This window comes from uncultured Sphingomonas sp. (assembly GCF_913777625.1).
Classification (GTDB): domain Bacteria; phylum Pseudomonadota; class Alphaproteobacteria; order Sphingomonadales; family Sphingomonadaceae; genus Sphingomonas.
In genome coordinates, this window is the sequence record NZ_CAJYTI010000020.1 from 147,010 (window position 1) to 172,355 (window position 25,346).

The 25,346-nt window shown below is 68.2% G+C and carries 19 protein-coding genes; 8 read left to right on the forward strand and 11 right to left on the reverse strand.

What is annotated here, in order from left to right:
* The first annotated feature begins 69 nt into the window (after positions 1 to 69).
* The 5 genes from QZ814_RS19205 to QZ814_RS10675 all read left to right on the forward strand — a co-directional run bounded on the left by QZ814_RS19205 (position 70) and on the right by QZ814_RS10675 (position 5,175).
* Positions 70 to 312, forward strand: coding sequence for a hypothetical protein (locus tag QZ814_RS19205; RefSeq protein WP_365898516.1), 243 nt, complete (start codon positions 70 to 72; stop codon positions 310 to 312).
* Between the two features lie 178 nt (positions 313 to 490).
* Complete coding sequence (locus QZ814_RS10660) at positions 491 to 1,132, forward strand: hypothetical protein (protein WP_294331783.1); 642 nt, start codon at positions 491 to 493, stop codon at positions 1,130 to 1,132.
* Positions 1,133 to 1,189: 57 nt separating this feature from the next.
* Positions 1,190 to 1,930, forward strand: a complete 741-nt coding sequence (locus QZ814_RS10665; protein WP_294331786.1) for a Crp/Fnr family transcriptional regulator — start codon at positions 1,190 to 1,192, stop codon at positions 1,928 to 1,930.
* Positions 1,931 to 2,059: 129 nt separating this feature from the next.
* A complete protein-coding gene (locus QZ814_RS10670) occupies positions 2,060 to 4,129 on the forward strand; it encodes a phosphocholine-specific phospholipase C (protein ID WP_294331789.1) in 2,070 nt (689 codons plus the stop codon).
* Positions 4,130 to 4,188: 59 nt separating this feature from the next.
* Positions 4,189 to 5,175, forward strand: a complete 987-nt coding sequence (locus QZ814_RS10675) for a substrate-binding domain-containing protein (protein ID WP_294332590.1) — start codon at positions 4,189 to 4,191, stop codon at positions 5,173 to 5,175.
* 5 nt (positions 5,176 to 5,180) lie between these two features.
* On the opposite strand, the gene QZ814_RS10680 is transcribed toward QZ814_RS10675, so the two are convergent.
* From QZ814_RS10680 to QZ814_RS10690, 3 genes are read right to left on the reverse strand one after another with little or no spacing between them, the layout of a single operon-like run.
* Positions 5,181 to 6,983 (reverse strand): response regulator, encoded by a 1,803-nt coding sequence (locus tag QZ814_RS10680; protein WP_294331792.1) that lies wholly within the window; start codon positions 6,981 to 6,983, stop codon positions 5,181 to 5,183.
* Positions 6,976 to 7,848 carry a CheR family methyltransferase gene (locus QZ814_RS10685; protein WP_294331795.1) on the reverse strand — a complete coding sequence of 291 codons (873 nt, stop codon included), beginning with the start codon at positions 7,846 to 7,848 and terminating at the stop codon, positions 6,976 to 6,978. Before QZ814_RS10685 ends, QZ814_RS10680 begins: the two co-directional genes overlap by 8 nt.
* The gene (locus tag QZ814_RS10690; protein ID WP_294331797.1) at positions 7,833 to 10,940 is read right to left on the reverse strand and encodes a response regulator; all 3,108 of its coding nucleotides are present in this window, start codon (positions 10,938 to 10,940) and stop codon (positions 7,833 to 7,835) included. Before QZ814_RS10690 ends, QZ814_RS10685 begins: the two co-directional genes overlap by 16 nt.
* Before the next feature lie 349 nt (positions 10,941 to 11,289).
* Here QZ814_RS10690 and QZ814_RS10695 point away from each other — a divergent pair, with 349 nt between their 5' ends.
* Positions 11,290 to 13,074, forward strand: coding sequence for a thiamine pyrophosphate-requiring protein (locus tag QZ814_RS10695; RefSeq protein ID WP_294331800.1), 1,785 nt, complete (start codon positions 11,290 to 11,292; stop codon positions 13,072 to 13,074).
* On the opposite strand, the gene QZ814_RS10700 is transcribed toward QZ814_RS10695, so the two are convergent.
* From QZ814_RS10700 to QZ814_RS10735, 8 genes are all read right to left on the reverse strand, one after another.
* Positions 13,064 to 13,963: a VacJ family lipoprotein gene (locus tag QZ814_RS10700; RefSeq protein WP_294331802.1), complete on the reverse strand. Its 900-nt coding sequence runs from the start codon at positions 13,961 to 13,963 to the stop codon at positions 13,064 to 13,066. The genes QZ814_RS10695 and QZ814_RS10700 overlap by 11 nt on opposite strands.
* A gap of 149 nt (positions 13,964 to 14,112) precedes the next feature.
* Positions 14,113 to 15,498: a TolC family protein gene (locus tag QZ814_RS10705; protein ID WP_294331805.1), complete on the reverse strand. Its 1,386-nt coding sequence runs from the start codon at positions 15,496 to 15,498 to the stop codon at positions 14,113 to 14,115.
* Positions 15,495 to 16,556 (reverse strand): HlyD family efflux transporter periplasmic adaptor subunit, encoded by a 1,062-nt coding sequence (locus QZ814_RS10710; protein WP_294331808.1) that lies wholly within the window; start codon positions 16,554 to 16,556, stop codon positions 15,495 to 15,497. Before QZ814_RS10710 ends, QZ814_RS10705 begins: the two co-directional genes overlap by 4 nt.
* Positions 16,546 to 18,231 carry an ABC transporter ATP-binding protein gene (locus QZ814_RS10715; RefSeq protein WP_294331810.1) on the reverse strand — a complete coding sequence of 562 codons (1,686 nt, stop codon included), beginning with the start codon at positions 18,229 to 18,231 and terminating at the stop codon, positions 16,546 to 16,548. The genes QZ814_RS10710 and QZ814_RS10715 overlap by 11 nt, the downstream gene beginning before the upstream one ends.
* 73 nt (positions 18,232 to 18,304) lie before the next feature.
* Entirely contained in the window at positions 18,305 to 19,246 is a 942-nt protein-coding gene (locus tag QZ814_RS10720; protein WP_294331813.1) for a hydrogen peroxide-inducible genes activator, read from the reverse strand.
* Positions 19,247 to 19,297: 51 nt separating this feature from the next.
* Entirely contained in the window at positions 19,298 to 19,540 is a 243-nt protein-coding gene (locus tag QZ814_RS10725; protein ID WP_294331816.1) for a hypothetical protein, read from the reverse strand.
* The gene (locus QZ814_RS10730) at positions 19,537 to 21,939 is read right to left on the reverse strand and encodes a DUF2309 domain-containing protein (RefSeq protein ID WP_294331819.1); all 2,403 of its coding nucleotides are present in this window, start codon (positions 21,937 to 21,939) and stop codon (positions 19,537 to 19,539) included. The genes QZ814_RS10725 and QZ814_RS10730 overlap by 4 nt, the downstream gene beginning before the upstream one ends.
* A 4-nt stretch (positions 21,940 to 21,943) precedes the next feature.
* Entirely contained in the window at positions 21,944 to 23,491 is a 1,548-nt protein-coding gene (locus QZ814_RS10735; RefSeq protein WP_294332594.1) for a proton-conducting transporter membrane subunit, read from the reverse strand.
* Positions 23,492 to 23,597: 106 nt separating this feature from the next.
* On the opposite strand from QZ814_RS10735, the gene QZ814_RS10740 reads away from it, so the two are divergent.
* The gene (locus QZ814_RS10740; RefSeq protein WP_294331821.1) at positions 23,598 to 24,482 is read left to right on the forward strand and encodes a LysR family transcriptional regulator; all 885 of its coding nucleotides are present in this window, start codon (positions 23,598 to 23,600) and stop codon (positions 24,480 to 24,482) included.
* Positions 24,483 to 24,560: 78 nt separating this feature from the next.
* Positions 24,561 to 25,319 carry an EAL domain-containing protein gene (locus tag QZ814_RS10745; protein ID WP_294331824.1) on the forward strand — a complete coding sequence of 253 codons (759 nt, stop codon included), beginning with the start codon at positions 24,561 to 24,563 and terminating at the stop codon, positions 25,317 to 25,319.
* The last annotated feature ends 27 nt before the right edge of the window (positions 25,320 to 25,346 follow it).

Sequence of the window (25,346 nt, forward strand, 5' to 3'; positions counted from 1 at the left end):
TGTTCTGCTAATGAATAGCGATAGTATGAGAATGGAGCCGATAAACCTCGGAATCCCCACGAAATCACCGTGGCCGAACTGGCCGGACAGGTCGCTGCCTTTACCGGCACGCCAATTGCAATCGAGTATCATCCGCTTCCGACGGACGCCCCCCGTCGCCGCAAGCCGGACATCACCCGGGCGCGCGATCTGCTCGGCTGGGCGCCTATGGTACCGCTGGCGGAAGGACTGGAGCGGACCTGCGCGTGGTTCGCCCGGGCGATGGCCGCGCCGGTCGCCGAACCCGGTTTGCTGGAGGCGGCAGCGGAATAAGCGGGCGCCGATTCTCCACCCGACGCATCCACCCTGTCCCCAATGCCGTAGCTCCCTACGCCGGAAAGCGGGCTATCCCCGCACTGCCGCGTCCCTCGTCAGCCGCAAGTCCCCGGGACGCGGCACCGGGGCCCGGGATTGGTACCGGCGGAAGGAGTGGTGCCGGGTGGAGAAACCCTTGAAGAGCAATGCCGATACGGGCGTTCATCCGGAACCATATAGGTTCACTCCAAACCCTTGCGCGTGGACGGCAGACGCCGGGGACGACCTTCCCTATCGCCTGGTCGAGGCGCAATATGCGGCGGACCTCGCAGAAGCGGCAACCGGGCATGATCCTGCGGCGCATCGGCGAGGGCGCCTGGAGGCGGTACGCGCAGTGGATATTGCCGCAAGCCAGGCAAGCGCGCTCGATCTCGAACTGCTGGCTTGTGACGCGCTGCGCGCGTTTCTCTTCGCCGCCGGTACCGGCATCACGGTCGGCGGGCCGATATTGCGCGTTCGCGCCGCTGCGGCAGTATTGCTTGGGCTGATGCTGGAGGAATGGACGACAAACTCGATCAAGTTCGGTGCGCTTGGTGGCGTCGGTCGCAATTCTGCTTTGCGACTCCAGTGGCTATTAGCGCCAAATCATGTAGAATTATCCTGGCGCGAACGCGGCGTACCGATCGTACAATCGGCAGATACCCGCCGAAATGGATTTGGAAAATACATGGTAGAGCATGTATTGCCGCAGCAGCTGGGGGCCATCTCGCACTTCGCTCTGCTTCCAGGCGGGATCGATTGCACCCTGATCTTGCCAAAGTCTATTGTCGCTGATTGATCCTTGTTAATGCGCTCGTGTTGAACTCCGTTCGGTGCGGCGCGTTTGCCGTCGATCATGCTGAACCATCTTCCCCCCGCGGAGGCGGCTGCATCCAGTCGACTTGGCGCCTTTGCTTTCCTTAGCGACGATGCGCGCCGGGCCTTGCGGTTGGCTACGGAAATGCCGCACCGGGTGGCAGCATCGCGGGACCTGATGCTCGCCGGGCAGCGAACCAACGGTCCGCTGATCGTTCTGGAGGGATGGCTGGGCCGGGTGAAGCTGTTCAGCGACGGTAGGCGGCAGATACTGAGTTTCCTTGTACCGGGCGACGTCATCCAGGAGCCCCGCACGGTGCAGCCCGTGGCACCGTGCACGATCACGGCCCTGTGCGACGCGTTGCTCTGCCCCGCCCCGGCTGCCGGTTCCGAAGAAGACGGGCTGCGCGAGGCCTATGCCGCGAGCGCCGCACTGGACGAGACCTATCTACTGCGCCAGATCGCCCGGCTTGGCCGGATGAGCGCCTATGAGCGCATTCACGACTGGCTGACAGAGATGCACGAGCGGCTGATGCTCGCCCGCCGCGCCGGCCCGGACAGTTTCGCCATGCCGCTTACCCAGGAAACACTGGCGGACGCGCTTGGCCTCACCAGCGTGCACGTCAACCGCACCCTGCAAAGCATGCGCCGCGACGAGGTGCTGGAGTGGCGCGGCGGCGTCGTGCAGCTCAAGCGCCGCAGCCGGTCCGCAGCCGATGCGCCCGAGCGTCGGCGGCTCGCCCCGCCCCCCGCGCGCACGGGACTCGCAAGCACGCGCTGAGCCCGCCGCGTGCACGATGAGGTAGTTGACGGCATTTTGCCGTTGCAGGCGCGCCTGGCGTCATCATTCCGTCATCCGACTGCTTCACCGGACCGCATCAATGCTTCGGGGACAGGGGTATAGACGGACATGACGGGTGGTACGACACGGCGGCGGTTCCTGGCCGCGGGTGCACAGGCAGCGGCAGCTTCGGCGCTTCCTGCCTCGATCGCGCGGGCTGCCGCTATCGCCGCCGATGTCCGCAGCGGCACGATTGCCGACGTCGCGCATGTCGTGATCCTCATGCAGGAAAATCGCAGCTTCGACCATTATTTCGGCACGCTGAAGGGCGTGCGCGGCTTTAGCGATCCGCTGACCGTGCCGCTGCCGAACGGCCGGAGCATCTGGGCGCAGGAAGCCACCGACGGGCGGCTCGTCGCGCCGTTCCACCTTTCGACCAAGGCGCATTTCGAGCTGATGCGCGTCGCCGGCACCCCGCACAGCTGGCCGGACGCCCAGGCCGCCTGGGACGAGGGGCGGATGCGCCGCTGGGCCACCGCCAAGACCGAGCGGGCGATGGGCCACTATACCCGTGAAGACCTCGCCTTCCAGTTCGCGCTGGCCGAGAATTTCACGATCTGCGACGCCTATCACTGCGCCGTGCACACCGGCACCAATACCAACCGGCTGTTTCTGTGGACCGGCACCAACGATCCCAGCGGCATGCGCGGCGGCCCGGCGATCGGCAATTCGCACGACGAGCTGCCGGAAAAGGGCGGCTATCCGGACTCCTATCGCTGGACCACCTATCCGGAGCGCCTGCAGGCGGCCGGCATCGACTGGCGAATCTATCAGGACATGGCGGACAATTTTACCGACAACCCTTTGGTCGGGTTCGCCGCCTATCGCGAGGCAAAGCCGGGATCGCCGCTGCACGAACGGGCGCTGACCACTCATGGCGTGGATCAACTGCGTGCCGATGTCCTGGCCGGCCGCCTGCCGCAGGTTTCCTGGGTGATCGCCGATGCCAAGGGCAGCGAGCATCCCGCTCCCTCCAGCCCGGCACAGGGCGCCGCCTACACCGCCGCCGTGATCGACGCGCTTACCGCCAATCCGGACGTTTGGGCCCGCACCGTGCTGATCGTCAATTTCGACGAAAATGACGGCTTTTTCGACCATGTGCCGCCGCCTGCCCCGCCCTCGATCGACCCGGCTGCTCCCGGCGGCCTCGCCGGCGCTTCCCAGATCAGCACCGAGGGAGAATATCACCACGTACCGAGTGTCGCCGATGCGAAATCCGAGCGGCCGGAATTGATCGGCCGCCCTTACGGCCTGGGCCCACGGGTGCCCTGCTATGTCGTATCGCCGTGGAGCCGCGGCGGCTGGGTCAATTCGCAGGTGTTCGACCACACCTCGGTCATCCGTTTCCTCGAGGCGCGGTTCGGCGTCACCGAGCCCAACATCTCCGCCTGGCGGCGCGCGGTATGCGGCGACCTGACCAGCGCCTTTGATTTTCGCGGCCCGAACCGGCCCGCCACGATCGCGCTGCCGGACCCGCGCCCCCTCGCCGTTCGCGCGGCTGCGCTGCCCAGCCAGCCCGAGCCAAGCGCGCCGGCGGCGGCCGGCGCCGCCCCGGCGCAGGAGCCCGGCGTTCGCCGCGCCCGGGCGCTGCCCTATGCGCTCGAGGTTCACGAAGCGGCGCTGGATGCGCGCGCGATCGGCTTGCAGTTTGTCTGCCCCGGCGCGCCGGCCGTCGTGCAGGTCTACGACCGACTGCGTCCCGATGCCCTTCCGCGCCGCTTCACGCTGGCGAAGGGCGGTACGATGATCGCCGAATGGCCGCTCGATTCGGATGGGCGCTACGATCTCTGGCTGCTCGGCCCCAACGGCTTCCATCGTCATTTCGCTGGAAAGGGCGCGGTCCATGCCGGCGCCGTTCGCTGGGAGCAACTACCCAGCGCCTCGCCCGAGCTACGCGTTTCGGCGCCCCAAGGGTTCGTCGCACGCTGGCCTCGCCACTTCCATATTCACCGCGACGGCCCTGTTTCCCCTGCGGAAATGCGCGTCTCGCTCGACGAGACCGGCGGCTGGTACGACCTCGTTCTGGCCAGCCCAGATGCGACCGGTTACCGCCGACGAATTGCCGGACGGATCGAAAATGGCAAGGATGGCTGGTCTGAACCGCCTTTGATGAAGGTTGGTGTTTCACAAACCGCATAGACGCGTTACTGTCAGCGCTGACAGAACAAGTCCGACGGGGGGCGACGCAATTGAAGTCTGTGGGCCTGGTCGAACTGGCAAAGATTGCGGGTGTCTCGGTTTCGACCGCCTCGCGCGCCTTATCTAATCACCCCCGTGTCGCTCGTGGCACGCGCGAGCGTATCGTCGCGCTGGCACGGGAACACGGTTTCCGCCTCAACCAGACGGCGAGCGCGCTGCGCAAGCAGCGTACCGGTGCGATCGGCGTGGTGGTACCGCTGGGGCATGAGGTGGATCAGGCACTGTCCGATCCGTTCTTCATGGGGCTGCTCGGCGGCCTTGCCGACGCGCTGACCCGGCGGGGCTATGACCTGTTCCTGTCGCGCATCGTGCCGCAGGGTCCCGAGTGGCTCGACGACATCATCGCGTCCGGACGAGTCGACGGCATCCTCCTGATCGGTCAGTCGGACCAGATCGACGTGATCGAACGCGTCGCCAGCGAATATGCCCGCATGGTGGTGTGGGGCGCTGCGCGACTCGGCTCGAACCAGATCACGGTGGGAACGGACAATCTGACCGGCGGCGAACTGGCGGCGCGCCACCTGATCGCGCGCGGCTGCAAGCGGCTCGCATTTCTCGGCAACCCAGACGTCCCGGAGTTCGCCGATCGCTACAAGGGCTTCCACGGCGTCATCGCCGAAGCGCAGGGCGTGCAGGACACGGTGGTGCCGATTCACCTGACCGTCGAAAACGCCTATCAGGAAATGCGCGCCTATCTGGAGTCGAACCCTGCGCCGGACGGCGTGCTCGCGGCCTCCGATGTGATCGCGATGAGCACGATCCGGGCGCTCGCCGATCGCGGCCTGAAGGTGCCGACCGACGTCGCCGTCGTCGGCTATGACGACATTCTGCTTGCCGGCTACACCTCGCCCGCACTCACTACCATTCGCCAGGACGTGGCGTATGGCGCGGATCTGATGGTCGAGCTGCTGCTGGCGCGGATCGCGGGCAAGAATGTCGGATCGGTCGCGATGCTGCCGGAACTGATCGTCCGCGATTCTGCCTGAGCAGGTCAGGCCTCCACGACGACCAGCCGCTGGAGCGCCGCGAGCAGCCTGCGCGGATCGAACGGCTTTTCGATTACCATCACCGTATCCAGCCCGATCGGCAGGTGCTCGCGGCCATAGCCGCTGACGAACAGGAACGGGATGTTGCGGGCGACCAGCGCCGCGGCGACATCGTCGACCAGCGCGCCCTGCAGATTGCCGTCGAGCAGGACCGCATCGGCCGCGGTGGCCGCGATCGCCGCCATGGCTTCTTCCGCCGTGGCGGCCAGCCCCGTCACCGCCATCCCGGCGTCGCCCAGGATCGTCGCCAGCTCGAGCGCGACCATCGGCTCGTCCTCGACGATCAGTACCCGCTTGCCGGCTAGTCCTGATTGCCCGTCCATGGGCAGCGTTGGCAGCGACGGGCGAACCGGGCGCGCCTCCCCGCGGAGCCGGACCGCGCTGGCATAGGGAATGGAGAGCTTCCAACCGACGCCCCCTGCCCCATAGCTGGGTACTGCGCTGCCGCCTTCCGCCTTCAGGCTGCGTTCGATCAGCGCGGTGCCGAACCCACGCCGCGTCGGGGGGCCCACGTCCGGTCCGCCCCGTTCCTGCCAATCGAGTTCGAGCACGCCGCCGCGCACGTCCCAATGCAGCGCCACCCGCCCGTCGGTCGCCGACAGCGCGCCATATTTGTGCGCGTTGGTCGCGAGTTCGTGGAGCACCAGTGCCAGATGGAGTGCTGGCTCCGGCGCCAGGTCCACCGCCGGCCCGCCGGTCTCGAATCGCGCCGGGTCGATCGTGCCGGTCTGGAGCTGGCCTTCGACCAGTTCCTGCAGGCTCGCGCCCTGCCAGGTCGTGCTGCTGAGCAATGCGTGCGCGCGCGCCAGCGCATGGATCCGGCCGATAAAGGTCGGCGCAAAATCCGACGGCCCCGAGGAATGGCGCAGCGTCTGGGTGGCGATCGCCTGTACCGAGGCAAGCGTATTCTTCACCCGGTGGTTGAGTTCGCCGATCAGCAGCCGCTGGGTCTGCTCGGCACGTATCCGATCGGTGACGTCGAGGATCTGGGTGTTGACCGAGAGCAGCGCGCCCTCGGCACCGAGCAGCGCCGAGCCATAGACCTCGCAATCGAGCGTTACGCCCACCGCCGTGCGCATCCGCAGCAGCCGCATGTCCCGCACCCGCGCGCCTTCGATCATCCCGCAGATCATGGTATCGAACAAGGCGGCATGCTGGTCGTCGAGCCATTCCAGCTCGGACGGACGCAGGCCGGACACTTCCGCCGCGCGCCAGCCGAACATCCGCTCGGCGCCCGCGGACCAGGCGATGATCCGCTGCCCGGCATCGAACTCGACGATGGCGAGCGGCGAATTGTCGCGATGCGCATTCAGCCGGGCCAGTGCGGCGGCATGACGATCGCGCTGGCGGGCGATCTCCTGCCGCTGGCGGGCCAGTTCGACGAAGATCTCCACCTTGTTCCGAACGATCTGGGGATCGACCGGCTTCAGCAGGTAATCGACCGCGCCGGTTTCGTATCCGCGGAAACGGCGCCGCTCGTCAGTGGCCACCGCGGTCAGGAAGATGATCGGTACCCGGCGGGTGCGCTCGGTGCCGCGCATCAGCTCGGCCAGCTCGAACCCGTCCATGGCCGGCATCTGCACGTCGAGCAGGGCGAGTGCCACGTCGTGCACCAGCAGCAGCTCCAGCGCCTCCATGCCCGAGGCGGCGGTGAGCAGCTCCAGCCCCTCCTCCGCCAGCAGGGCTTCCAGTGCGATCAGGTTCTCCGGCACATCGTCGACGGCAAGGACTTTCACCGGCTCACGCATCGGCCAGCGCCTGCAGTTCGGTGGTGTTGCGGCGGTAGATCCTTTCAACCGCATCAAAGTCGCTAAACGCCGCCGCATGGCGCGAGAAGCGCAGCGTCTCGCGCGAGCCCAGCCCGAGGAAACCGCCGCGCACCAGCGATTCCCCGAACAGCCCGAGCGCACGATCCTGCAAGCCGCGATCGAAATAGATCAGCACGTTCCGGCTCGACACCAGCTGCACCTCGGCAAACACCTGATCGGTGGCGAGACTATGCTCCGCGAACACGGCGCGGGCGCGAAGGCTCTTGTCGAACACCGCGCCACCATAGGCCGCCGTATAATAATCGGAAAGAGAGCTACGTCCGCCGGATAGCCGGTGGTTCTCGGTGAATTGCGGGATGCGTTGAAGATCGAAAATGCCGGCTTCCGCCTTGGCGAGGGCCGCCGGGCTGATGTCCGAGCAGTAGAAGATCGTCCGCTCTTCCAGCCCTTCTTCGCGGAACAGGATGGCGAGCGAATAGAATTCCTCGCCATTGGCGCAGCCCGCGATCCACACCTTGAGCGACGGCCAGGTCCGCAGGTGCGGCACCACCCTTTCGCGCAGCGCATGGAAATAGGCGGGATCGCGGAACATCTCGCTCACCTGAATGGTGAGAAAGCCCATCAACTCGGCGAACACCGCCGGCTCGCGCAGCAGCCGGTGCTGGAGCTGCGACAGCCCCGCGCAGCCGAAGCGATGGCACGCCCGCTCCATCCGCCGGTGCAGCGAGCCGCGCGCATAGCCTCTAAAATCATACTGGTAGTGCCGCCAGATCGCCTCGAGCAACAGGTCCAGCTCGATCTCTTCGTGCGGCGGGAAGACGTTGTCGATCACCGGGGCATCCACACGCGCACCAGGCTCAGCAGCTTGTCGATGTCGAGCGGCTTGGCGAGATAGTCGTTGGCGCCGGCGTCGAGGCATTCCTGCTGGTCCCGCGCCATCGCCTTGGCGGTAAGCATCAGAATCGGCAGCGTCTTGCCCCAGGGCTGCTTGCGGATCTCGCGCGTGGCGGTGAGGCCGTCCATCTCCGGCATCATCACGTCCATCAACACCAGATCAACCGGGTCACTGCGGTGACGCGCGGACTCCTCCAGCGCGTGCAGCGCCTCGCGGCCATTGCGGGCGATGCGAACCTTGACCCCATGGGGCTCGAAAATGCTCGTCAGTGCATAAACGTTCCGGATGTCGTCCTCGACCACCAGGATCGAGCGGCCTTCCAGCGCGGCGTCGCGGCCCAGCGACTTGGCGATCAGCGCCTGTTGCGGCTCGGGCAGCTCGGAAACCACCTGGTGGAGGAACAGCGTCACCTCGTCGAGCAGCCGCTCGGGCGACTTGGCGCCCTTGACGATGATCGACTTGGAATATTTGCGGAGCCGCAGCTCCTCGTCCTGGCTGAGGTCGCGGCCGGTATAGACGATCACCGGCGGGAAGCCGACGCTGTCGTCCTCGCTCAGCCGGTCGAGCAGGTCGAGGCCCGAGGCGTCGGGCAGGTTGAGATCGAGCACCATGCAATCGAACGTGTCCTGCCCGAGCAGTTCCACGGTCTGCGCGGCGGAATGCGCCTCCACCGTCTCCACCTCGCGTGAGGCGAGCAGTGCCTTGACGCTCTCCGCCTGCTGGGCGTCATCCTCCACCACCAGCACACGGCGCATCCGCTGCGCCATGCGGGCCTCCAGCCCTTCCAGCATGTCGACCAGTTGCTCGCGCTTCACCGGCTTGAACAGATAGCCGACGGCGCCGCTCGACAACGCCGCCTGGCTGTCGTCGTCAACCGAGACGACATGCACCGGGATGTGTCGTGTGCGCACGTCGCGCTTGATCCGGTCGAGCACCGACAGGCCGGTATGGTCCGGCAGGTTCATGTCGAGGATCACCGCGTTCGGCACATATTGCCGGGCGAGCAGCGCGCCTTCGTCGGCAGTTCCGGCGATCAGGCACTGGAAGCCCTGCTCGTGCGCGATGTCGCATAGGATGCGCGCGAAGACGGGATCGTCCTCGACGATCAGGATCAGGCGCGAGGCCCCCGACAGCGTCTCGCGATCGTCCTCGCACGGCTCGGTACTGCGACGGCGGCCCGGCTTGGGGTTGGAGGGCTGCGGCTTGACCGGCGCGGGGCTCGACAGCGGTGCGGGCGCCTGCACCAGCGCCGGATCGTAGGCATCGGGCAGCACGAGCGAGAAGGCACTGCCTTCGCCCGGCACGCTCTCCACCATCACCTCGCCGCCGAGCAGCCGCGCCAGTTCGCGCGAGATCGACAGGCCGAGGCCGGTGCCGCCATATTTGCGGCTGACGGTGCCGTCGGCCTGGCGGAAGGCCTCGAAGATCACCTGCTGCTGCTCGGCGGGAATGCCGACGCCGGTGTCCCGCACCGTGAAGGCCACCCGCCCGTCCGGCCGCCGGGATACCCCCAGCGACACTTCGCCCTTGGCGGTGAACTTGATCGCGTTCGACAGGAAGTTCTTTAGCACCTGCTCCAGCCGCTGCGGATCGGTCTCGATCTCGCCCGGCGCGCCGCTCGCCTGCTCGGTGCGGAAGGTGAGCCCCTTGGCGGTGGCGGAGGCGGCGAACACCGCCTTCAGCTTGTCGAGCACCGGGGCGATGCGGATGCGGCGCGGCTGGAGCTCCAGCTTGCCCGCCTCGATCTTCGAGATGTCGAGAATGTCGTTGATCAGCGTGAGCAGGTCATTGCCCGACGTCTCGATCGTCTCGGCATGGCGGACCTGATCGGGACTGAGATTGCCCGCGCGGTTCTCCGCGAGCAGCCGCGCCATGATCAGCAGCGAGTTGAGCGGGGTACGCAGCTCGTGGCTCATGTTCGCCAGGAATTCGGACTTGTAGCGGCTGGCCTGTTCCAGATCGGCGGCCTGGTGTTCGAGCGCGGTCTGGGCGCGGGCGAGTTCGTCGCGCTGGAGTTCCAGCGCGCGGGTCTGCGCCTCCAGCTCGGCATTGCTCTGCTCGAGCGCGCTCTGCTGCGCCTCCAGGCGGGCGGCGGTGTCCTGCAGCTGGCGGCTCTGCGCTTCCAGTTCGTCATTGTTGACGCGCAGTTCCTCGCTCTGAACCTGGAGTTCCTCGGCCTGTTTCTGCGTCTCCTCCAGCAGCTCGCGCAGGCGGGCCCGATATTTGCCCGATCGGATCGAGACGCCGAGTTGCCCGCTGATCCGCGTCAGCAGCGTCTGCGCCCTGGGGTCGGTCGCGGCGGGGAAGCCGAGTTCGAGGACGCCGTTTACTTCGCCGTCCGCCTCGGTACAATCGATCAGCAGCGTGCGCGGCTGCGCCTGGCCGAGGCCCGAGCCGTAATAGAGATAGCCGTCCGGCACGTCGTCCAGCACGAACTGGCGCCGGTCCGCGATCGCCTGGCCGAGCAGCCCCTCGCCGGGCTTGATCCATTCGGGAAGCGGCGCGTCGCCCGGCACCGCATAGGTGCCGCGACGGCGGAACCCGGCGCCGCTCGGATCGCGCACGAAGATCGCGCCCGCCTGCGCGCCGGTATAGTCCGCGAGAAACCGCAATGCCGCCGTTGCCAGTTCGTCGAGCGGGAGTTCGCCCGCCACGGCCTTGGCCAGCCCTACCTGGCCGGACTGCAGCCACTCCTCGCGCTGGATCGCCAGCCGGTTGCGGATGAAGGCGAAGCCGATGCCCGCCAGAATCCAGATGATCGCCGTGCCCAGGATCCGGTTGACCAGGACGATCGAGGGATCGACACCCGGCGGCGCCAGGGTGAAGCCCGCGAAGTTGAGCAGGGTCGCGATCGCCGCCACCACCAGCGGTACCACCGGCCGACCTGCGACATAGGCGATGACCGTCGGCAGCAGATACCCCGCCCAGGTCGCGGTGCCGAGCGGCAGCACCGTGTCGGCACCGAAGGGCAACACGAGCAGGGCAGCAAGGCCGGCATAGAGAGGAAGCGACGGCTTCCCGCGATTCTGGCTTGGCGGCATAAGGAAACTCAATGGGATAGGCTGCAGAGCAGGTACTCGTCTTTCCCATGGGCCTGCAAGCCTGTCGGCAGGACACCCCGGTCCTCCCCTGGAAGGGAGGGCAATCGCTAATGGGCAAACGTGTCCGTCATCCCCGCGAAGGCGGGGATCCATTGGCGCTGATGCCGAGGATCATGCCCCCCGCGCCGAGGGCAATGGATTCCCGCCTTCGCGGGAATGACGGTGGTTCTCTGAAATGTCGCTGACCCTTGCTTCATATGCGATTGCCCCACCCTCAAGGGGGAGGAGCGATTCGTCCTGAACCATCGCCTTCCCCGTCCGTTAGCCCGCCATCTTCAGGAGACGGCAGATGGCGAAGCAGACGAGCGACTTTTTCGTGGAGCGGCTCAAGGCCTGGGGCGTGACGCGCATCTATGGCTATTCGGGCGACGGCATCAACGGCGTGCTCGGCGCGCTCCAGCGGGCCGAAGCGGAAGGCGACGGCATCGAGTTCATCCAGGTGCGGCACGAGGAAATGGCCGCCTTCATGGCCTCGGCCCATGCCAAGTTCACCGGTGAGCTGGGGGTATGCCTCTCCACCGGCGGGCCCGGGGCCACGCATCTGGTGACCGGCATGTACGACGCCAAGCTCGACCATGTGCCGCTGCTCGCCATCGCCGGTCAGGCGGAGACCACCGTACGCGGCGCGAGCTACCAGCAGGAGTTCAACCTCGACCGGCTGTTCTCGGACGTGTGCGGCTATGTCCAGGAAGTCTCCGCGCCCGCCCAGCTCGGCCATGTCACCGATCGCGCGATCCGCATCGCCATCGCCAATCGCGACGTGACCGCCGTGGTGCTGCCCAAGGACGTGCAGGACGAAGCCTATGAAGCCCCGCCGCTCCAGCATGGCTTTACCCGCTCCGGCCCCGGCTATGTCCGGCCCCAGGTCGTGCCCCCGGCCAGCGCCCTCGCCCAGGCCGCCGAGATCCTCGATGCCGGCAAGAAGGTCGCCATCCTGATCGGCGCGGGTGCACGCGGGGCCGAGACGCTGCTGGTCGAACTGGCCGACACGCTGGGCGCCGGTATCGCCAAGGCACTGCTCGGCAAGGATGTGCTGCCGGACGACCTGCCCTTCGTCACGGGCACGATCGGGCTGCTCGGCACCAAGCCCTCGTCCGACATGATGGCGGGATGCGACACGCTGCTGATGATCGGCACCGGCTTTCCCTGGGCCGAGTTCCTGCCCAAGGAGGGACAGGCCCGCGCGGTGCAGATCGACATCGACCCCGCGATGCTCGGCCTGCGCTATCCGGTGGAGTGCAACCTCCATGGCGGCGCAGTCGAGACGCTGAACGCGCTGCTCCCCCTCCTCCAGCGCAAGGAAGATCGCAGCTGGCAGGAAGGCATCGCGCACGAAGTCACCAAATGGTGGAAGACGATCGAGGAACGCGCCATGGCGGAGGCCAAGCCGGTCAATCCGCAGCGCGTGGTGTGGGAGATGTCGCCGCGGCTGCCGGCGAACGCGATCGTCACCTCGGATTCGGGTTCCTGCGCCAACTGGTATGCGCGCGACTATCGCGTGCAGGCGGGGCAGCGCGCGTCGCTATCGGGCGGGCTCGCGTCGATGGGGGCGGCGGTGCCCTATGCGATCGGCGCCAAGTTCGCCCATCCCGATCGGCCGGTGATCGCGCTCGTCGGCGACGGCGCGATGCAGATGAACAACATGGCCGAACTGATCACCGTCGCCAAATATTGGAAACGCTGGGCGGATCCTCGCTTCATCGTCTGCGTCTTCAACAATCAGGATCTGAACGAAGTCACTTGGGAGCAACGCATCATGGAAGGCAATCCGCGCTTCCCCACCACGCAGGACATTCCCGATGTCCCCTACGCCCGGTTCGCCGAGCTGATCGACCTGCAGGGCATCCATGTCGACACGCCCGAGGCGCTGGGCGATGCCTGGGACGCGGCCCTGCGCGCCGATCGACCGGTGGTGCTGGAGGTGAAAACCGACCCCGACGTCGCGCCCTTCCCGCCGCACCTCACGCTCGCCCAGGCCAAGGGCTTCCTCTCCTCGATGACCAAGGGCGACGCGCGGCGCGGCGGGGTGATTCAGGAAACGGTGCGCCAGATCGCCAAGGAGATCACAGGCTAGGCGGCGGCGTCCCGGCGGCGGCTGGGGGCGCCTTGCGCCGGCAACGATGCGGCTGCTCGACCGGCTGCCCCATCGCGTGCAGCGTCTCCACCCGCTCGCGCTGGCGCTGGAGGAACAGGTCGCGCCGCGCGGCATAGGCGTCGTCGGTCGCCTCGACGTGGCGAAGCATCTCGTCCTTCTGGTCGCGGCGGTCGAGGATGCGGATCGTTGCCGAACTGATCACATAGGCACGCGAGCGGAACGGCCCGCCGATGGCGAAGGGCGAGGCGAAGAAGTCGACGAAGCCGCCGACGATGTCGCGCACGGTGGTCGGGCCGGCGACCGGCACATAGACATAGGGCCCCGGCTTCACGCCGTAAAATCCGAGCGTGTCCGAGAAGCGGTTGTCGCGCAGCGGCAGATTGAACGGGCAGCGCTTGGCCATGTCGATCGTGCCGCCCAGCCCGATCGTGCTGTTGACCGCAAAGCGCCCGACGGTCTCGAACGCCTTGCCCGGTTTGAGCTGAAGCAGAAAATTCGCGGCCACGATCGGCTCCCGCAAATTGCGGAAGAAGTTGCGCAGACCCATGCGAATCGGCTTGGGAACCACCTTCACATAGCCGTGCGACGCCGGCTCGGTGATCGCGTCGTCGATATGCTGGGTCAGCTTGAACGAAATCGCGTTGACCTTTTCCAGCGGATCCCCCGGGGTCGAACGATGGCGGCCGGAGACGACGATCTCTTCCCCCTCTTCCATCCCCGCTTCGGAGACCGCCGCCGCCACTTCCTCCGTCGCAATCATCAGCGCGCTGTGCTGAGCGCTCTGCAACTGCGCGGTCCAGACGGCGGTGGCGAGTGCCGGCGCCACCGGCGGGACGAACAGCATCGCACCGATCGCAGGGCCGATCATCGCACGCCGGCCCCGTGAGACGGAGCGACAAGGAGGGAAATGGACCGAGGGGACCGCAAGAAGTTTCTTTCGTTAACGCTTCAGCAACATGACGTCGCCGCCGTAACATTCCCGCACCCTCCTCCGGCAAAATGCGTGCGCCGGGGCAGTCAGAGCCCGAGCACGCTCCGATCCGCGGTCGCCGCCGCCAGATCCGCACGCGCCACCAGCGCCTGGTAGCGGGCATCCAGCGCGCGCAGCCGGGCGTCGGTCGCACTTTCCTCGCGCTGGTTGATCAGAAAGAAGTCGCTGGCGCCCATGTCGAAGCGGCGCTGTTCGGCCGCCGCCATCTTGCCGGCCAGCGCTGCTTCCTGCGCCGCGAGATCGGCGACCTTATCGGCGCCCTCGATGCCGATCGCGATACCCTTCACCTCGATCGCGATCTGCTCCTCCAGCATGCGGTGGCGGGTGCGCAGGCCGTCGATCTCGGCCCGCGCCTCGGCGATGCGGCCTTTGGCCGAACGACGCTCGAGCGGCACCGAGAACTTGATCCCCACCATCGCTTCGGCCGGGGTGCGCGACGGACCGCCCAGCCCGACCGCGCCGACATCCTTGCCCAGTTCCGCGCGCGCATCGAGGCGCGGCTTCAGGTCGTTCTCGGCCAGATTCAGCCGGGCGAGCGACTGATCGATCCGCACCAACACGGTCTTGAGGTCCGGGCGGAGAACGGGCCCGGCCTTGCGCGGCGCGATGGCAAGTTCGGGCAGCGCTTCGGGCAGTTGCTCGACCGCAGGCACCAGCGGCACGCCGTTCGGATCGCGCCAGAAGAAGGACAGCGCGTTCGCGGCTTCCGCCAGCTTCTGCTCGGCCTGCGCCACCAGCGAGCGGCGGCGGGCGAGATTCTGGTCGTTCTCGGTAATCAGAATCTCGGGCCGCGCGCCGAGCTGCACCTGCCGCGCAAGTTGCGACCGCCGCTTCTCGGAAAGCGCCAGCAGATCGCGATAGGCCTTGAGCCGCAGCCCAGCGATCGCCCAGGCCTGATAGGCGCTCATCGCGCGGCGCTGCACGCCGATCGCGACCATTTCGCGATCCAGCCGGGCGATGTCGACATCCTGATCGGCGAGACGCAGCTTGGTGCGGCGCTCGTCGGTCACCCGGTCGCGCAACAGCGAGAAGATCGCGCCGACTTTGAACTCGCCGAGCTGGTTGGTGTAAGCCTTGTCCTCATAGACCGGGAACTTGCCCCGCGAAACGCGGTACCCAGCGTACAGTCCGCCGCCATTGTTATCGAGCGCGCGGCTGGCCTTCGCCTCGATCACCGAGCCGTCATAATAGCCGAAGGGCCGGGCCTGGGCATCGACGTCGAACACCACGTCGAACGCGCCCTCGGCGCTCAGCGCCTTGCCCTCGGCCTGGCGCTGCTTGGCCAGCGCCTCGATGATCTGGGGGGCGTTCTGCGCCGAGGAGCGCAGCACCTGATCGAGGGTGAGCGGTCCCTGCGCCGCGGCGGGCACGGCGAAGACCAGGGCACAAAGCGCGAGCAGCTTCCGGATCATTTCTTTTTCTTCTTGTAGACGTCCATGCCCTTGTCCTCGTCCTTGCTCGAGGCGGCGCCGAATTCGAGCGGGAAGTCGTTGAGCTGGCGCCAGAGTTCATAGCCGACCGGCACGGTCTCGCCCTGCACCCAGCCGCGCACCTTGGCGCCGAGGCGGACGAAGCGGTCGTTCGGCCAGGCCGGGGTGCCCGGCATCGGCTCGATCAGCACCCGGAACAGCCCGTCGGGCATGGCGGAAGGGTCGATCGACCGGACGCGGCCGTCGAACAGGCCCCAGGCCATGGAAGGCCAGCCGCTCAGCTGGATCGCGGGCCAGCCCTCGAACTCCAGGCGCACGCGGCGACCCTGACGGACAAGCGCGATGTCGCGGCCGTCGACCATCAGCTCGACGACCCGCTCGGTGCCGCCCTCGGGCGCCAAGGTCGCGAGTTCGGTGCCGGCGCTGACCAGCGTTGCGCCCGCGGCAGCGTTGATCGTCTGGATGCGGCCGTCGCGCGGCGCGGTAACGATCTGCACCGACTGGCGATTGAGCGACACCTCGATCCGGTTGAGCTTGGCGCGCGATTCCGCGAGCTTGGCGCCCTGATCGGCGACGCGGATCTGCGCCTGCTCATAGTCGCGGCGGGAGGCCAGTCCTTCGTTGAACAGCGTCCGCGCGCGGTTCACGTCGATCGAGGCGGTGGCCCGAGCGCTCTGGACCGAGGCGATCTCGGCCAGCACCTGGTCACGCTCGGCGGCGAGGCGGGCGAGCAGCTCGGGATCGTTGTCCGACACCTTGGCGATCGGATCGCCCTTTTTCACCGCCTGCCCGTCATGGACGAACCAGCGCTCGACCCGGCCCGGCACCAGTGCGGTGACCGATTGCACCCGGTCGTGCGGATCGAGCGCGACGACCTTGCCGAGCCCAGGCGCGGTCTGCACCCAGGGGACATAGACCATCGCCACCGCGGCGAGCGCCACGACGATCACGATCATCCAGGCGATCACCCGGGCGATGCGCGGCGGGCGCATCGCGGCGAGCGTCGGAAAGTGGCCGATATGGTCCGGCTTAAAGGGCATTGCGGGCCTCCAGATCGGCGAGCGCGGCGTGGAGCTGGTCGAGCGTCTCGAAGCGGGTCTGGGCGGTGCGGCCCAGCCACAAATAGCCGTCGCGGCGGATCGCCTCGGGACGGCCGGTGAACAGCAGCACGGTGGTGCCGGCCGCGCGCAGGGCATCCAGCGCGGCGGTCAGCCGCTCGGGCGGCATCAGGTCGTAAAGAGTGCTCAGCAACAGCACCCGGGGCCGGGCGAGCAGCGCGTTGGCGAGCTTGAGCGCCATCAGTTCTCCGATCGACAAGGGATAGCCCGAGGCGGCGAGCGGGGTATCGAGCCCCTCCGGCAGCTGGCCGATGCGGGCATCGAGCCCGACCAGCGCAAGCGCATCCAGCACCTTGCCGGCAGGGATCCCCGCGCCGGCCAGTCCCAGATAGTCGCGGATGCTGATCTCGACGATCGTCGGCCGGTCGAGCACGATCACGTCGGAGCGCAGGCGATAGACGTCCAGCGCCTCCAGATCGACGCCGCCCACCATCACCAGCCCGCGATCGGGCTGGGTGTTGCGCTTGAGCAGCAGCGCGAGGCGGCTGTCCATCGTGGGTGCGCCGACCGCGACCAGCTGGGCACCCGCAGGAATGGTCAGGTCGATGCGGGCGTCGCCGGCCTCGACTTCGCGCAGGCGCACCTCGCCGCTGCCGGGCGCCTCGCTGCTGCGGGCATGCGTCTCGTGCGGGATGGCGTAGAGCAGCGAGACTTCCTCGGCGGCGGCGACCATGTCGTAAAAGGCGTCGAGATAATTGCCGAGCTGGCCGAGGCCGTAGAACACGCCCGACAGGATCAGCTCGGCCGCGACCAGCTGGCCGATCGACAGCTGCCCCTGCAGGATCAGCCAGCCGCCCATCGCGAGCAGCGCGGCGCTGGCGCTGGCGTAGAGCAGCAGATAGGCGCAGGTCTGGGTGAAGCTGTAGCGGAAGTGGCGGCGATGCGCCTCGACATAGGCGGCAGTCATCGCCTCCGACCCGTCCATCGCGAAATCAAGATGGCGGCTGGACTTGTAGAAGCCGTTCGAGGTGCCCAGCCCCTCCAGCCAGCGCGCGGCATCATGCTTGGCATGGCTGAGCGCCACGGCGGAGCGGATCGCGCCGGGCGACCAGAGCTGCCAGATCAGCCAGACCAGCGCGATCAGGATCACGTTGAAGGCCAGGAAGAACGGGTGGTAGAAACTCGTCACCACCAGCCCGACCACCGACTGGAGCAGGATGGTGAAGCCGCCGATCACGAGGCTCGGCACGCTCTTCTGCACCGTCATCAGGTCGAAATAGCGATTGAACAGGTCGACGCGGCGGGCGTCGGCGAAGAACGGGTTGCGGGCATGGACCGCGCGGATGGTGATCTCCGCAACGGTCCGCGCGAACAGCCGCCGCTCGAACAGCGCCATGATGTGGACGCGCAGCGCGCTGAGGATCACCACGATCAGCAGCAGCGTGAACAACAGCGCCGAGAGCGTGATCAGCGGCGCGGGCAGCGCGATCTTGGCGACGCTGTTGATCAGCAGCTGCACCGAAATCGGCGTGGCCAGCGACAACAGGCTGATGGCGATGCCATAGACCATCGCCAGCCGCAGATAGCCGCCATCGGGCCCGATCACCTCGCCCAGCCACGCGCGCACCTGCGCCCAGCCGATCTTCTGTTTCGCCATCGCTACGTCATCTCCCTTCACGACCGGTGAAGTGCGCGCGCCGCGTCATAAGCACAATGACGCCGCAGCTATATCACCGATAGGATATTCCTATGTCCTCGACACAGGCGACCAGTTCCCCCGCCAGCCGCTGATAGGTCGCCGCCCGCGCCACGCCGCTGCGCCACACCAAGCCGAGCTCGCGATAATGGCGCCCGGCGCGGAACGGTCGCGCGACCACGTCGTCGCCGGGCCGGATCTCCTGCCGCACATAGAGCTCGGGCAGCACCGCCAGCCCCATGCCCATGCCCGCCATCTGTCGGATCGCATCGAGGCTGGTGCCCTCATAGTCGTCGCGCACCCGCGCGCCTGCCTCCTCGGCGATGGCGATGGTCTGTTCGGCGAGGCGGTAGCCGCGCTGCAAGGTCAGCAGATCCTGTCCCGCCAGATCGTCGCGGCCGATTGTCTCGCGCGATGCCAGGGGATGGTCGGCGGACATGGCGAGGTGGAGCGGCTCGCGGAACAGCCGCTCGACATGGGCGCAGGGGGCGGCAAGCGGGAGCTGCGCGAGGATCACGTCGAACGCGCCGGCGACCAGCCCCTCCACCAGTTGCGCCGGCGGATTTTCGCGGACATGGACGCGCAGGTCCTGGAACTGCTGGTGCAGCCGGGCGACGAGCCGCGGCAGCAGATAGGCGCCCACCGTCGGCGTCACCCCCAGCCGGATCGTGCCGAGCAGCGCCGCGTCTCCGGCGCCGACCAGCTCGCCCAGATCGCGCACCTCGAGCAGGATGCGCCGTGCCCGCTCGGCGACTTCACGGCCCAGTGGGGTTAGGAAGGCCCGCGCGCCCCGCTCCACCAGCGGCGCGCCCAGTGCCTCCTCGAGCTGGCGGATCGCCTGCGACAGCGAGGGCTGGCTGACGCCGCACAGCGCCGCCGCGCGGGTGAAGCTTCCTTCCCCGCCCAGCGCTACCAGATAGCGTAGCTGGCGCAGGCTCACCTGTTGCTCGAAGCCGGACGATGTCTTCAGATCCATATAACGGTATACTAAAGCACGAATGTTACGGCTTCGCCTAAGGCCTTTTCCTCATCGCGACGCCGCTGCGAGGATCGCATGCGCGGTGCTGCGCGGAAGCAGAAGATGGCGCAGCATCTCGACATCGTTGGCAATCTCGACCGGATCCCCGGCCAAGGCGGCTTCCAGCGCCGCGCGCAGCCAGGGGCTGGTGCCCGGGTGCGCCAGCACCCAGGCGATGCGATGCTCGATCGCGGCGATTTCCACCTCCGGCTCGCGCTGGGTGCGCGGCAAGGGCCTTGCCTCGATCCTCATGCGACCTCCTCCGCATCGGCGAACGGCACCCAGTTCAGGCCGCCGGCATAGCGCGACGCGATCCGCCCCGCTTCGTCGATGGCGAGCAAATGCAGCCAGTGGTTGTCGAATAGCGCGCGGACGCCGTCCTGTCGGGCCAGGATCGTGTCGATCGCCTCGGTCGGCGCCTCTACGACCACGGTCAGGCGCAGCGGATCATGGACCAGCCGCGTGCCGTCATGCACCGACTGCAAGGGCAGGCCGCCGCGCAGCATGCCGCCATTGCCTTCGAGCACGCCGATCCCGCCAACTGCATTGTGGAGCAGCTTGTTGCCCGCGCCGAACACCTCCGGGGCCACGCTGGACCCGTAATATTGCAGGCTGATCCAGCTGGCGACCACCACCGGGGCGGTGAGGATCAGCTCCAGTACCGACAGGTCGGCATCGGCCCGCCAGTCATAGTCGTGAAGGAACGCGCGGCCGCCCAGCGACCGACCCGCCGTCCGCGCGCGCGGCGCTGCGATGAAGGCGCTGCATCCGGCAAGGCCCCATTCGGGCCGCACCTCGGCCCAGTCGCGTCCGCGCGCCGCGATCTGCTTCGCGCCCTCGGCCCGCGGCAGCCGCGCGGCACGGGCGATCGCCGCCTCCACCGAGGCGCGGGCCAGCGCCTGCTCCACCGGCGACAGCAAGGCTGCCGGGACCGCGACATCGCCGGTGAACAGGTGGATGCGGTCGCTGGTTGTGTCGTGCAGGCCGCCGATCACCACCGTCTCGGCGGGCAGCTCGATTCCCCGCCCCGCCAGCCCCTTGCGGACGACGGGATCGTTGAGCAGCCCGGCGAGCAGCCGCGCATTCACATCCCCGGCATGGCCGCCGCACGCCCCGCACTGGAGCGCGCTGGCGTGAAGGTTGTTGGTCACCCCGGCGCCATGTCCCACCAGGATCAGCAGCGGTGCGAAGTCGCTGGTCAGCGACATGGCGCGCAGGATCCGCTCCGCCGCGTCCACGGCGTCCTTCTGCGGCAGCGGCGGGTTGAAGCGGGGCTTGCCCTTGGCCTGCTTCGGCGCGACCAGCCCCAGCGCGCCCTTGAGCAACTTGGCACCATAGACGAACCCGGCCGATTCCACGAAGGCGAAGGACGAGACCGCCGCCTGCTTGAACCGGCCCCAGGCGCGGTCGCCGCGGGCATTGGCATGGTCGAGCGCCTCGAGGTGCGGGTCCCCGCCATCGTCGCTGGTCAGGCCCGGCCGCAGCAACACCGGCAGCCGCGCCTCGCCGTCGCACGCGGCATGCGGCCGATGCGCGGTGCCGACGCCGAAGAAGCCGGCAAAGCCCCTCGTGCGGATGCCCGGCGCCGCCCGCTCGATCGCGGCGCGGAGCGGCTCCGAGCGGACGTCGATGCAGAAGGCCATGTCGGCGAGCGGGGCCACTGCCTCTGCGGCCGGGGCGAGCGGCGCGTGCAGGCGATCCGCCAGCCGGCGCTGCTCGGCAATCTCGGCGGCGTGCTGCAGGATCGCGTCGATGCACGCATCGCGGTCCGGCCGAGCGGGGGTGGCATAGTCCTGCCCCGCCAGCGCCCAGCGCCGGCGCAGGTCCGCGCCACGCAGTTCCCACAGCGCGACGTCCCAGAGCAGGCGCACCGCGAGCAGCTCGACCAGCGTATCGTCGGCGCCGCTCGCCAGCTCCGCCTGGAAGCGGCGGTAGCGGGCGAACTGCGCCCAGCCGCCCAGGCTCATCAGCAGCCGCTCGAAATAGCGTGCGGCCGCCTCGGCCCGCAGCCCCAGCCGGGCGGCGCAGACCGCGATGGTGTCGCTGGCCGTCTCCGGCGCATCGGCGACGAAGGCGCGGAAGCCGGCGAGGCCGAAAATCTCCGGCGTGCGATCGAGGATCGCCTGCTGCCGCCAGCTGGCAAAGGCGCCGCCCTGCTGCGGCGCGGCCCACAGCGCCTGGCCGGCATCGAAATAGCTGCCCGCCCAGCCGCCGATCTGATCGGCCACGACCGAAGGCCAGTCGACCCCGCCGGACACCGCCGCCAGTTCCGCGATCGTCGGATGCACCGCGGCCTCGGCGTCGTCCTCGCCGATCGTCATCAGGAAGGTCTCGAAGCGGTCGGGCCGCTCGGCGGCGGGGGTCGCGGTCCAGGCGGTATACAGATCCGCCTCGTAGATCGCGCTTTCGGCGATCCGCGCCCGGTACCAGCTGCGCGGCATCGTCGCCTTGGCGCCGCCGCTGCGCGCCAGCCAGGCCGATGCCCGGGCAAGGCTACGGCCGGTATGGCCGAGGAAGGGGTTCACCGCGACGCTGGTCGCCAGCGGCCAGAGCGGCGGAATGCCGCGGGCGGCCTGCTCGGCGGCGTCGAGCAGCAGCCCGACATAGCTGGGCTGGAGGCCGTGCGATTGCGGGTCGGTCGTGCGATACATGGGATCAAGCCTTTCCGAGAACCCGGCCGCCGATCACCCGATCGAGCAGCGCGTTGATGTAGAAACCGTGGCTGAGATGGGTGCGCAGCCGCTGCGCCGCGGGATGGTCGCACCACAGCGGCAGCATCGCCTGCGCCACCGCGATCCCGCCAAAGGCGAGCAGCGCGATCGCCAGCAGCACCCATTGGAACGGCCCGGGCGCGGGCACGGCAGGCAGCGTGCCGGCGGTCAGCCGCTCGGCCACGCCGTGCAGCAGGAAATAGGCCGTGGTCGCGAGGATCGAAAAGCCGAGCGTGCGCTGGAGCAGCGGCCGCGGCGCCGTCGGGCTCATGCCCTGCACGATCAGATAGGCGACGCCGAAGACCAGGATCGCGCCGAGCGCCACCGCCTGGGGCGGCTTGTGCCAGGCACCGAACCCGATCGCGAGCGCGCCGTAGAGGATCGCCGCGCCCAGCATCGCCAGGGCGACGGCCGTCCCGTCGGGCTTGGCGACCGGCCCCAGCCGGCGGGCCGCCGCGATCCGCTCGACCGCGCCGCCCGACGAGAGGAAGGCATGCGCCTTGTAGAGCGAGTGGGCGACGATGTGGAGCAGCGCGAGGTAGAACAGCCCAAGGCCGCACTGCATGATCATGAACCCCATCTGCGCGACGGTGGACCAGGCGAGCTGGGTCTTGATCGCCGGCTGGGTGGGCAGCACCAGGCTCCCGAACAGCGCGGTAAAGCCGCCCAGCACCGCGAGCAGCGCCAGCGCCGCGGGCGAGGCGAACATCACGTCGGCCAGCCGGATCAGCAGGAAGCCGCCGGCATTGATCACCCCTGCATGGAGCAGCGCGGAGACCGGGGTCGGCGCTTCCATCACTTCGGTCAGCCAGCCATGGAGCGGGAATTGCGCGGACTTGAGCATCGCGGCGATCGCAAGTCCCCAGGCGGCCAGCGCCATCGCTTCCGGCGCGGTGCCGGCGCGGGCCGCCGCAAGCAGCTGGGCGATGTCGGTCGTGCCGGTCGCGCGCCAGAGCAGCACGGCCGAGCCGATCAGCAGCACATCGGCAAGCCCGGTGCTCAGCGCCTTCTTGCGGGCGGCGCGGCGGGCGGCCGCCCGCTTGGGGTAGAAGAGCAGCAGGCGGCGCAGGCCCTGGCCGGTCGCGATCCAGGCGAACACCAGCTGCGGCAGTGTGCCCGCGGTTACCAGCAGCATCACGCTGGCCAGCGTCACCGCCAGCCACGCCATGAAGCTGCCCTGCCGCGCCTCGCCGTCGAGATAGGTCGCGGCGAAGCGCACCACGACCCAGCCGACAAAGCTGACCAGCAGCAGCATAGTAACGCTCACCACGTCCAACCGCGTCGCGACCAGCGCCTCGGCGCCGGACAGAGCAAGCGTGCGCGGCCCTGCCCATGCGACCCAGCCCGTCATCGCACCCGCGGCCATCAGCGCCAGCAGCGCCGCCAGCGGTACGACCCGCAGCGTCCATCCCGGCCGGAATTGCCGCCCGCTGCCCGCCGCGAGCGCCGCTGCGGCGAGAAGCGCCGGCCCGGCATTCGCCAACCACCACATGCTCACACCCAATCTCCTGTGTTTTCGTGGAAGGAGCGTTAGGCTTGCGCAACGATCATATAAAATTCATTGTATGGCGCATATCGTTCGCTTTTAGAGAACCATCATGCGCGAGCTGAACTACAACCATCTCCGCTATTTCTGGGCGGTGGCGCATGACGGGAACCTCACCCGCACCGCCGATCGCATGGCGGTTTCGCAGTCCGCGCTCTCCACCCAGATCCGCAAGCTGGAGGAGCGGCTGGGCCATGCGCTGTTCGAACGCGAGGGGCGCCGGCTGGTGCTTACCGAAGCCGGCCGCATCGCGCTCGACCATGCCGACGCGATCTTCGCCACCGGCGACGAGTTGCTCGACGTGCTGCGCGAGACCGGCCGCGCGCGCCAGGCGGTGCGGATCGGCGCGCTGGCGACGCTCTCGCGCAACTTCCAGATCGGCTTCGTCCAGCCGCTCCTGCACCGCGCCGATGTCGAGCTGGTGCTGCGCTCGGGCAGTGCTGCGGAGCTGATGCAGGCGCTGGCGAGCCTGCAGCTCGACGTGGTGCTCGCCAACCGCCCCCCTGCGCGCGATGCGATGACCCCCTATCTGTCGCACAAGATCGCCGAGCAGCGGGTGAGCCTGATCGGGCGCCCCGGCATCCTTGGCGACACCGGCCTCGCCGCGCTGCTCGCCACGCAGCCGCTGGTGCTGCCGACGCTGGAAAGCAGCGTCCGCGCCGCCTTCGATGCGCTTGCTGCGACGCTTGGCGTGCGTCCCCAGATCGCCGCCGAGGTGGACGACATGGCGCTGATGCGCCTCCTCGCCCGCGAAGGCGTCGGCCTCGCCGTGCTGCCGCCCATCGTCGTGCGCGACGAGCTGGCCAGCGGCATGCTCGCCGAACTGGCGGAGCTGCCGCAGGTGCATGAGAGCTTTTACGCCGTCACGCTCGACCGGCGCTTTCCCAATCCGCTGGTCGGCGCGCTGTTGCGTGATGCCAACATACAAAAGGCATAGCTTTTGCTGCCACTTCCGACACAAACGGGGATGTTCGCCAAATCTTATCGAAATGGCGCTAACCGCAGGTGGATGGAGATGCGGAAGATTTGCACCGGCTGCCGCGACGGCGTCGATTTCGACATCCCGTTCGACATGGCCTTCCAGCCGATCGTCGATACGACGACGGGCAATCCCTTCGCGTTCGAGGCGCTGGTCCGCGGCGCTGACGGATCCGGCGCCCATGGCGTGCTGTCGCAGGTAAACGACCAGAACCGCTATGCCTTCGACCAGGCTTGCCGGGTCAAGGCCATCGAAAGCGCGATGGCCGCCGGGCTGATGGCAACCGATGCCTGCCTCTCGATCAACTTCCTGCCCAACGCCGTGTACTCGCCCGTCGCCTGCATCCAGCTGACGCTGCAGACCGCCCGCCGCGAGGGCGTGCCGCTCGACCGGCTGATCTTCGAGTTCACCGAGAACGAGCAGATGGCTTCGCCCGATCACGTCGCGACGATCATCGATTCCTACAAGCAGATCGGCTTCAAGGTCGCGATCGACGATTTCGGCGCCGGCCATTCGGGGCTCGATCGCTTCGCCCGCTTCGCGCCGGACGAGGTGAAGCTCGACATGGAACTGGTCCGCGGGATCGACAGCGATCCGCGCCGCCAGGCGATCGTGCGCGCGGTGGCGAGCATGTGTGCAGAGCTCGACACGCTGCTGATCGCCGAGGGAATCGAGACCGCCGCCGAGGCGGCGACGCTGCGCGCGCTGGGGGTGCGCTACCACCAGGGCTATTGGTATGCCCGCCCCGCGCTCGGCACCCTGCCCGCCATCGCCGCCGAGGCGCTTCGTTTCTGACCCGACTAGTCCTGCGGCGCCTCGGGC

Bases quoted from the DNA above. Each gene is read 5' to 3' on its own strand.
- QZ814_RS10700 (WP_294331802.1), bottom strand. From the start codon at position 13,963: ATGATCGGCCCTGCGATCGGTGCGATGCTGTTCGTCCCGCCGGTGGCG.
- QZ814_RS10735 (WP_294332594.1), bottom strand. From the start codon at position 23,491: ATGTGGTGGTTGGCGAATGCCGGGCCGGCGCTTCTCGCCGCAGCGGCG.
- QZ814_RS10740 (WP_294331821.1), top strand. From the start codon at position 23,598: ATGCGCGAGCTGAACTACAACCATCTCCGCTATTTCTGGGCGGTGGCG.
- QZ814_RS10665 (WP_294331786.1), top strand. From the start codon at position 1,190: ATGCTGAACCATCTTCCCCCCGCGGAGGCGGCTGCATCCAGTCGACTT.
- QZ814_RS10680 (WP_294331792.1), bottom strand. From the start codon at position 6,983: ATGCGTGAGCCGGTGAAAGTCCTTGCCGTCGACGATGTGCCGGAGAAC.
- QZ814_RS10710 (WP_294331808.1), bottom strand. From the start codon at position 16,556: ATGCCCTTTAAGCCGGACCATATCGGCCACTTTCCGACGCTCGCCGCG.
- QZ814_RS10705 (WP_294331805.1), bottom strand. From the start codon at position 15,498: ATGATCCGGAAGCTGCTCGCGCTTTGTGCCCTGGTCTTCGCCGTGCCC.
- QZ814_RS10720 (WP_294331813.1), bottom strand. From the start codon at position 19,246: ATGGATCTGAAGACATCGTCCGGCTTCGAGCAACAGGTGAGCCTGCGC.
- QZ814_RS10695 (WP_294331800.1), top strand. From the start codon at position 11,290: ATGGCGAAGCAGACGAGCGACTTTTTCGTGGAGCGGCTCAAGGCCTGG.
- QZ814_RS10670 (WP_294331789.1), top strand. From the start codon at position 2,060: ATGACGGGTGGTACGACACGGCGGCGGTTCCTGGCCGCGGGTGCACAG.
- QZ814_RS10715 (WP_294331810.1), bottom strand. From the start codon at position 18,231: ATGGCGAAACAGAAGATCGGCTGGGCGCAGGTGCGCGCGTGGCTGGGC.
- QZ814_RS10745 (WP_294331824.1), top strand. From the start codon at position 24,561: ATGCGGAAGATTTGCACCGGCTGCCGCGACGGCGTCGATTTCGACATC.
- QZ814_RS10730 (WP_294331819.1), bottom strand. From the start codon at position 21,939: ATGTATCGCACGACCGACCCGCAATCGCACGGCCTCCAGCCCAGCTAT.
- QZ814_RS10690 (WP_294331797.1), bottom strand. From the start codon at position 10,940: ATGCCGCCAAGCCAGAATCGCGGGAAGCCGTCGCTTCCTCTCTATGCC.
- QZ814_RS10725 (WP_294331816.1), bottom strand. From the start codon at position 19,540: ATGAGGATCGAGGCAAGGCCCTTGCCGCGCACCCAGCGCGAGCCGGAG.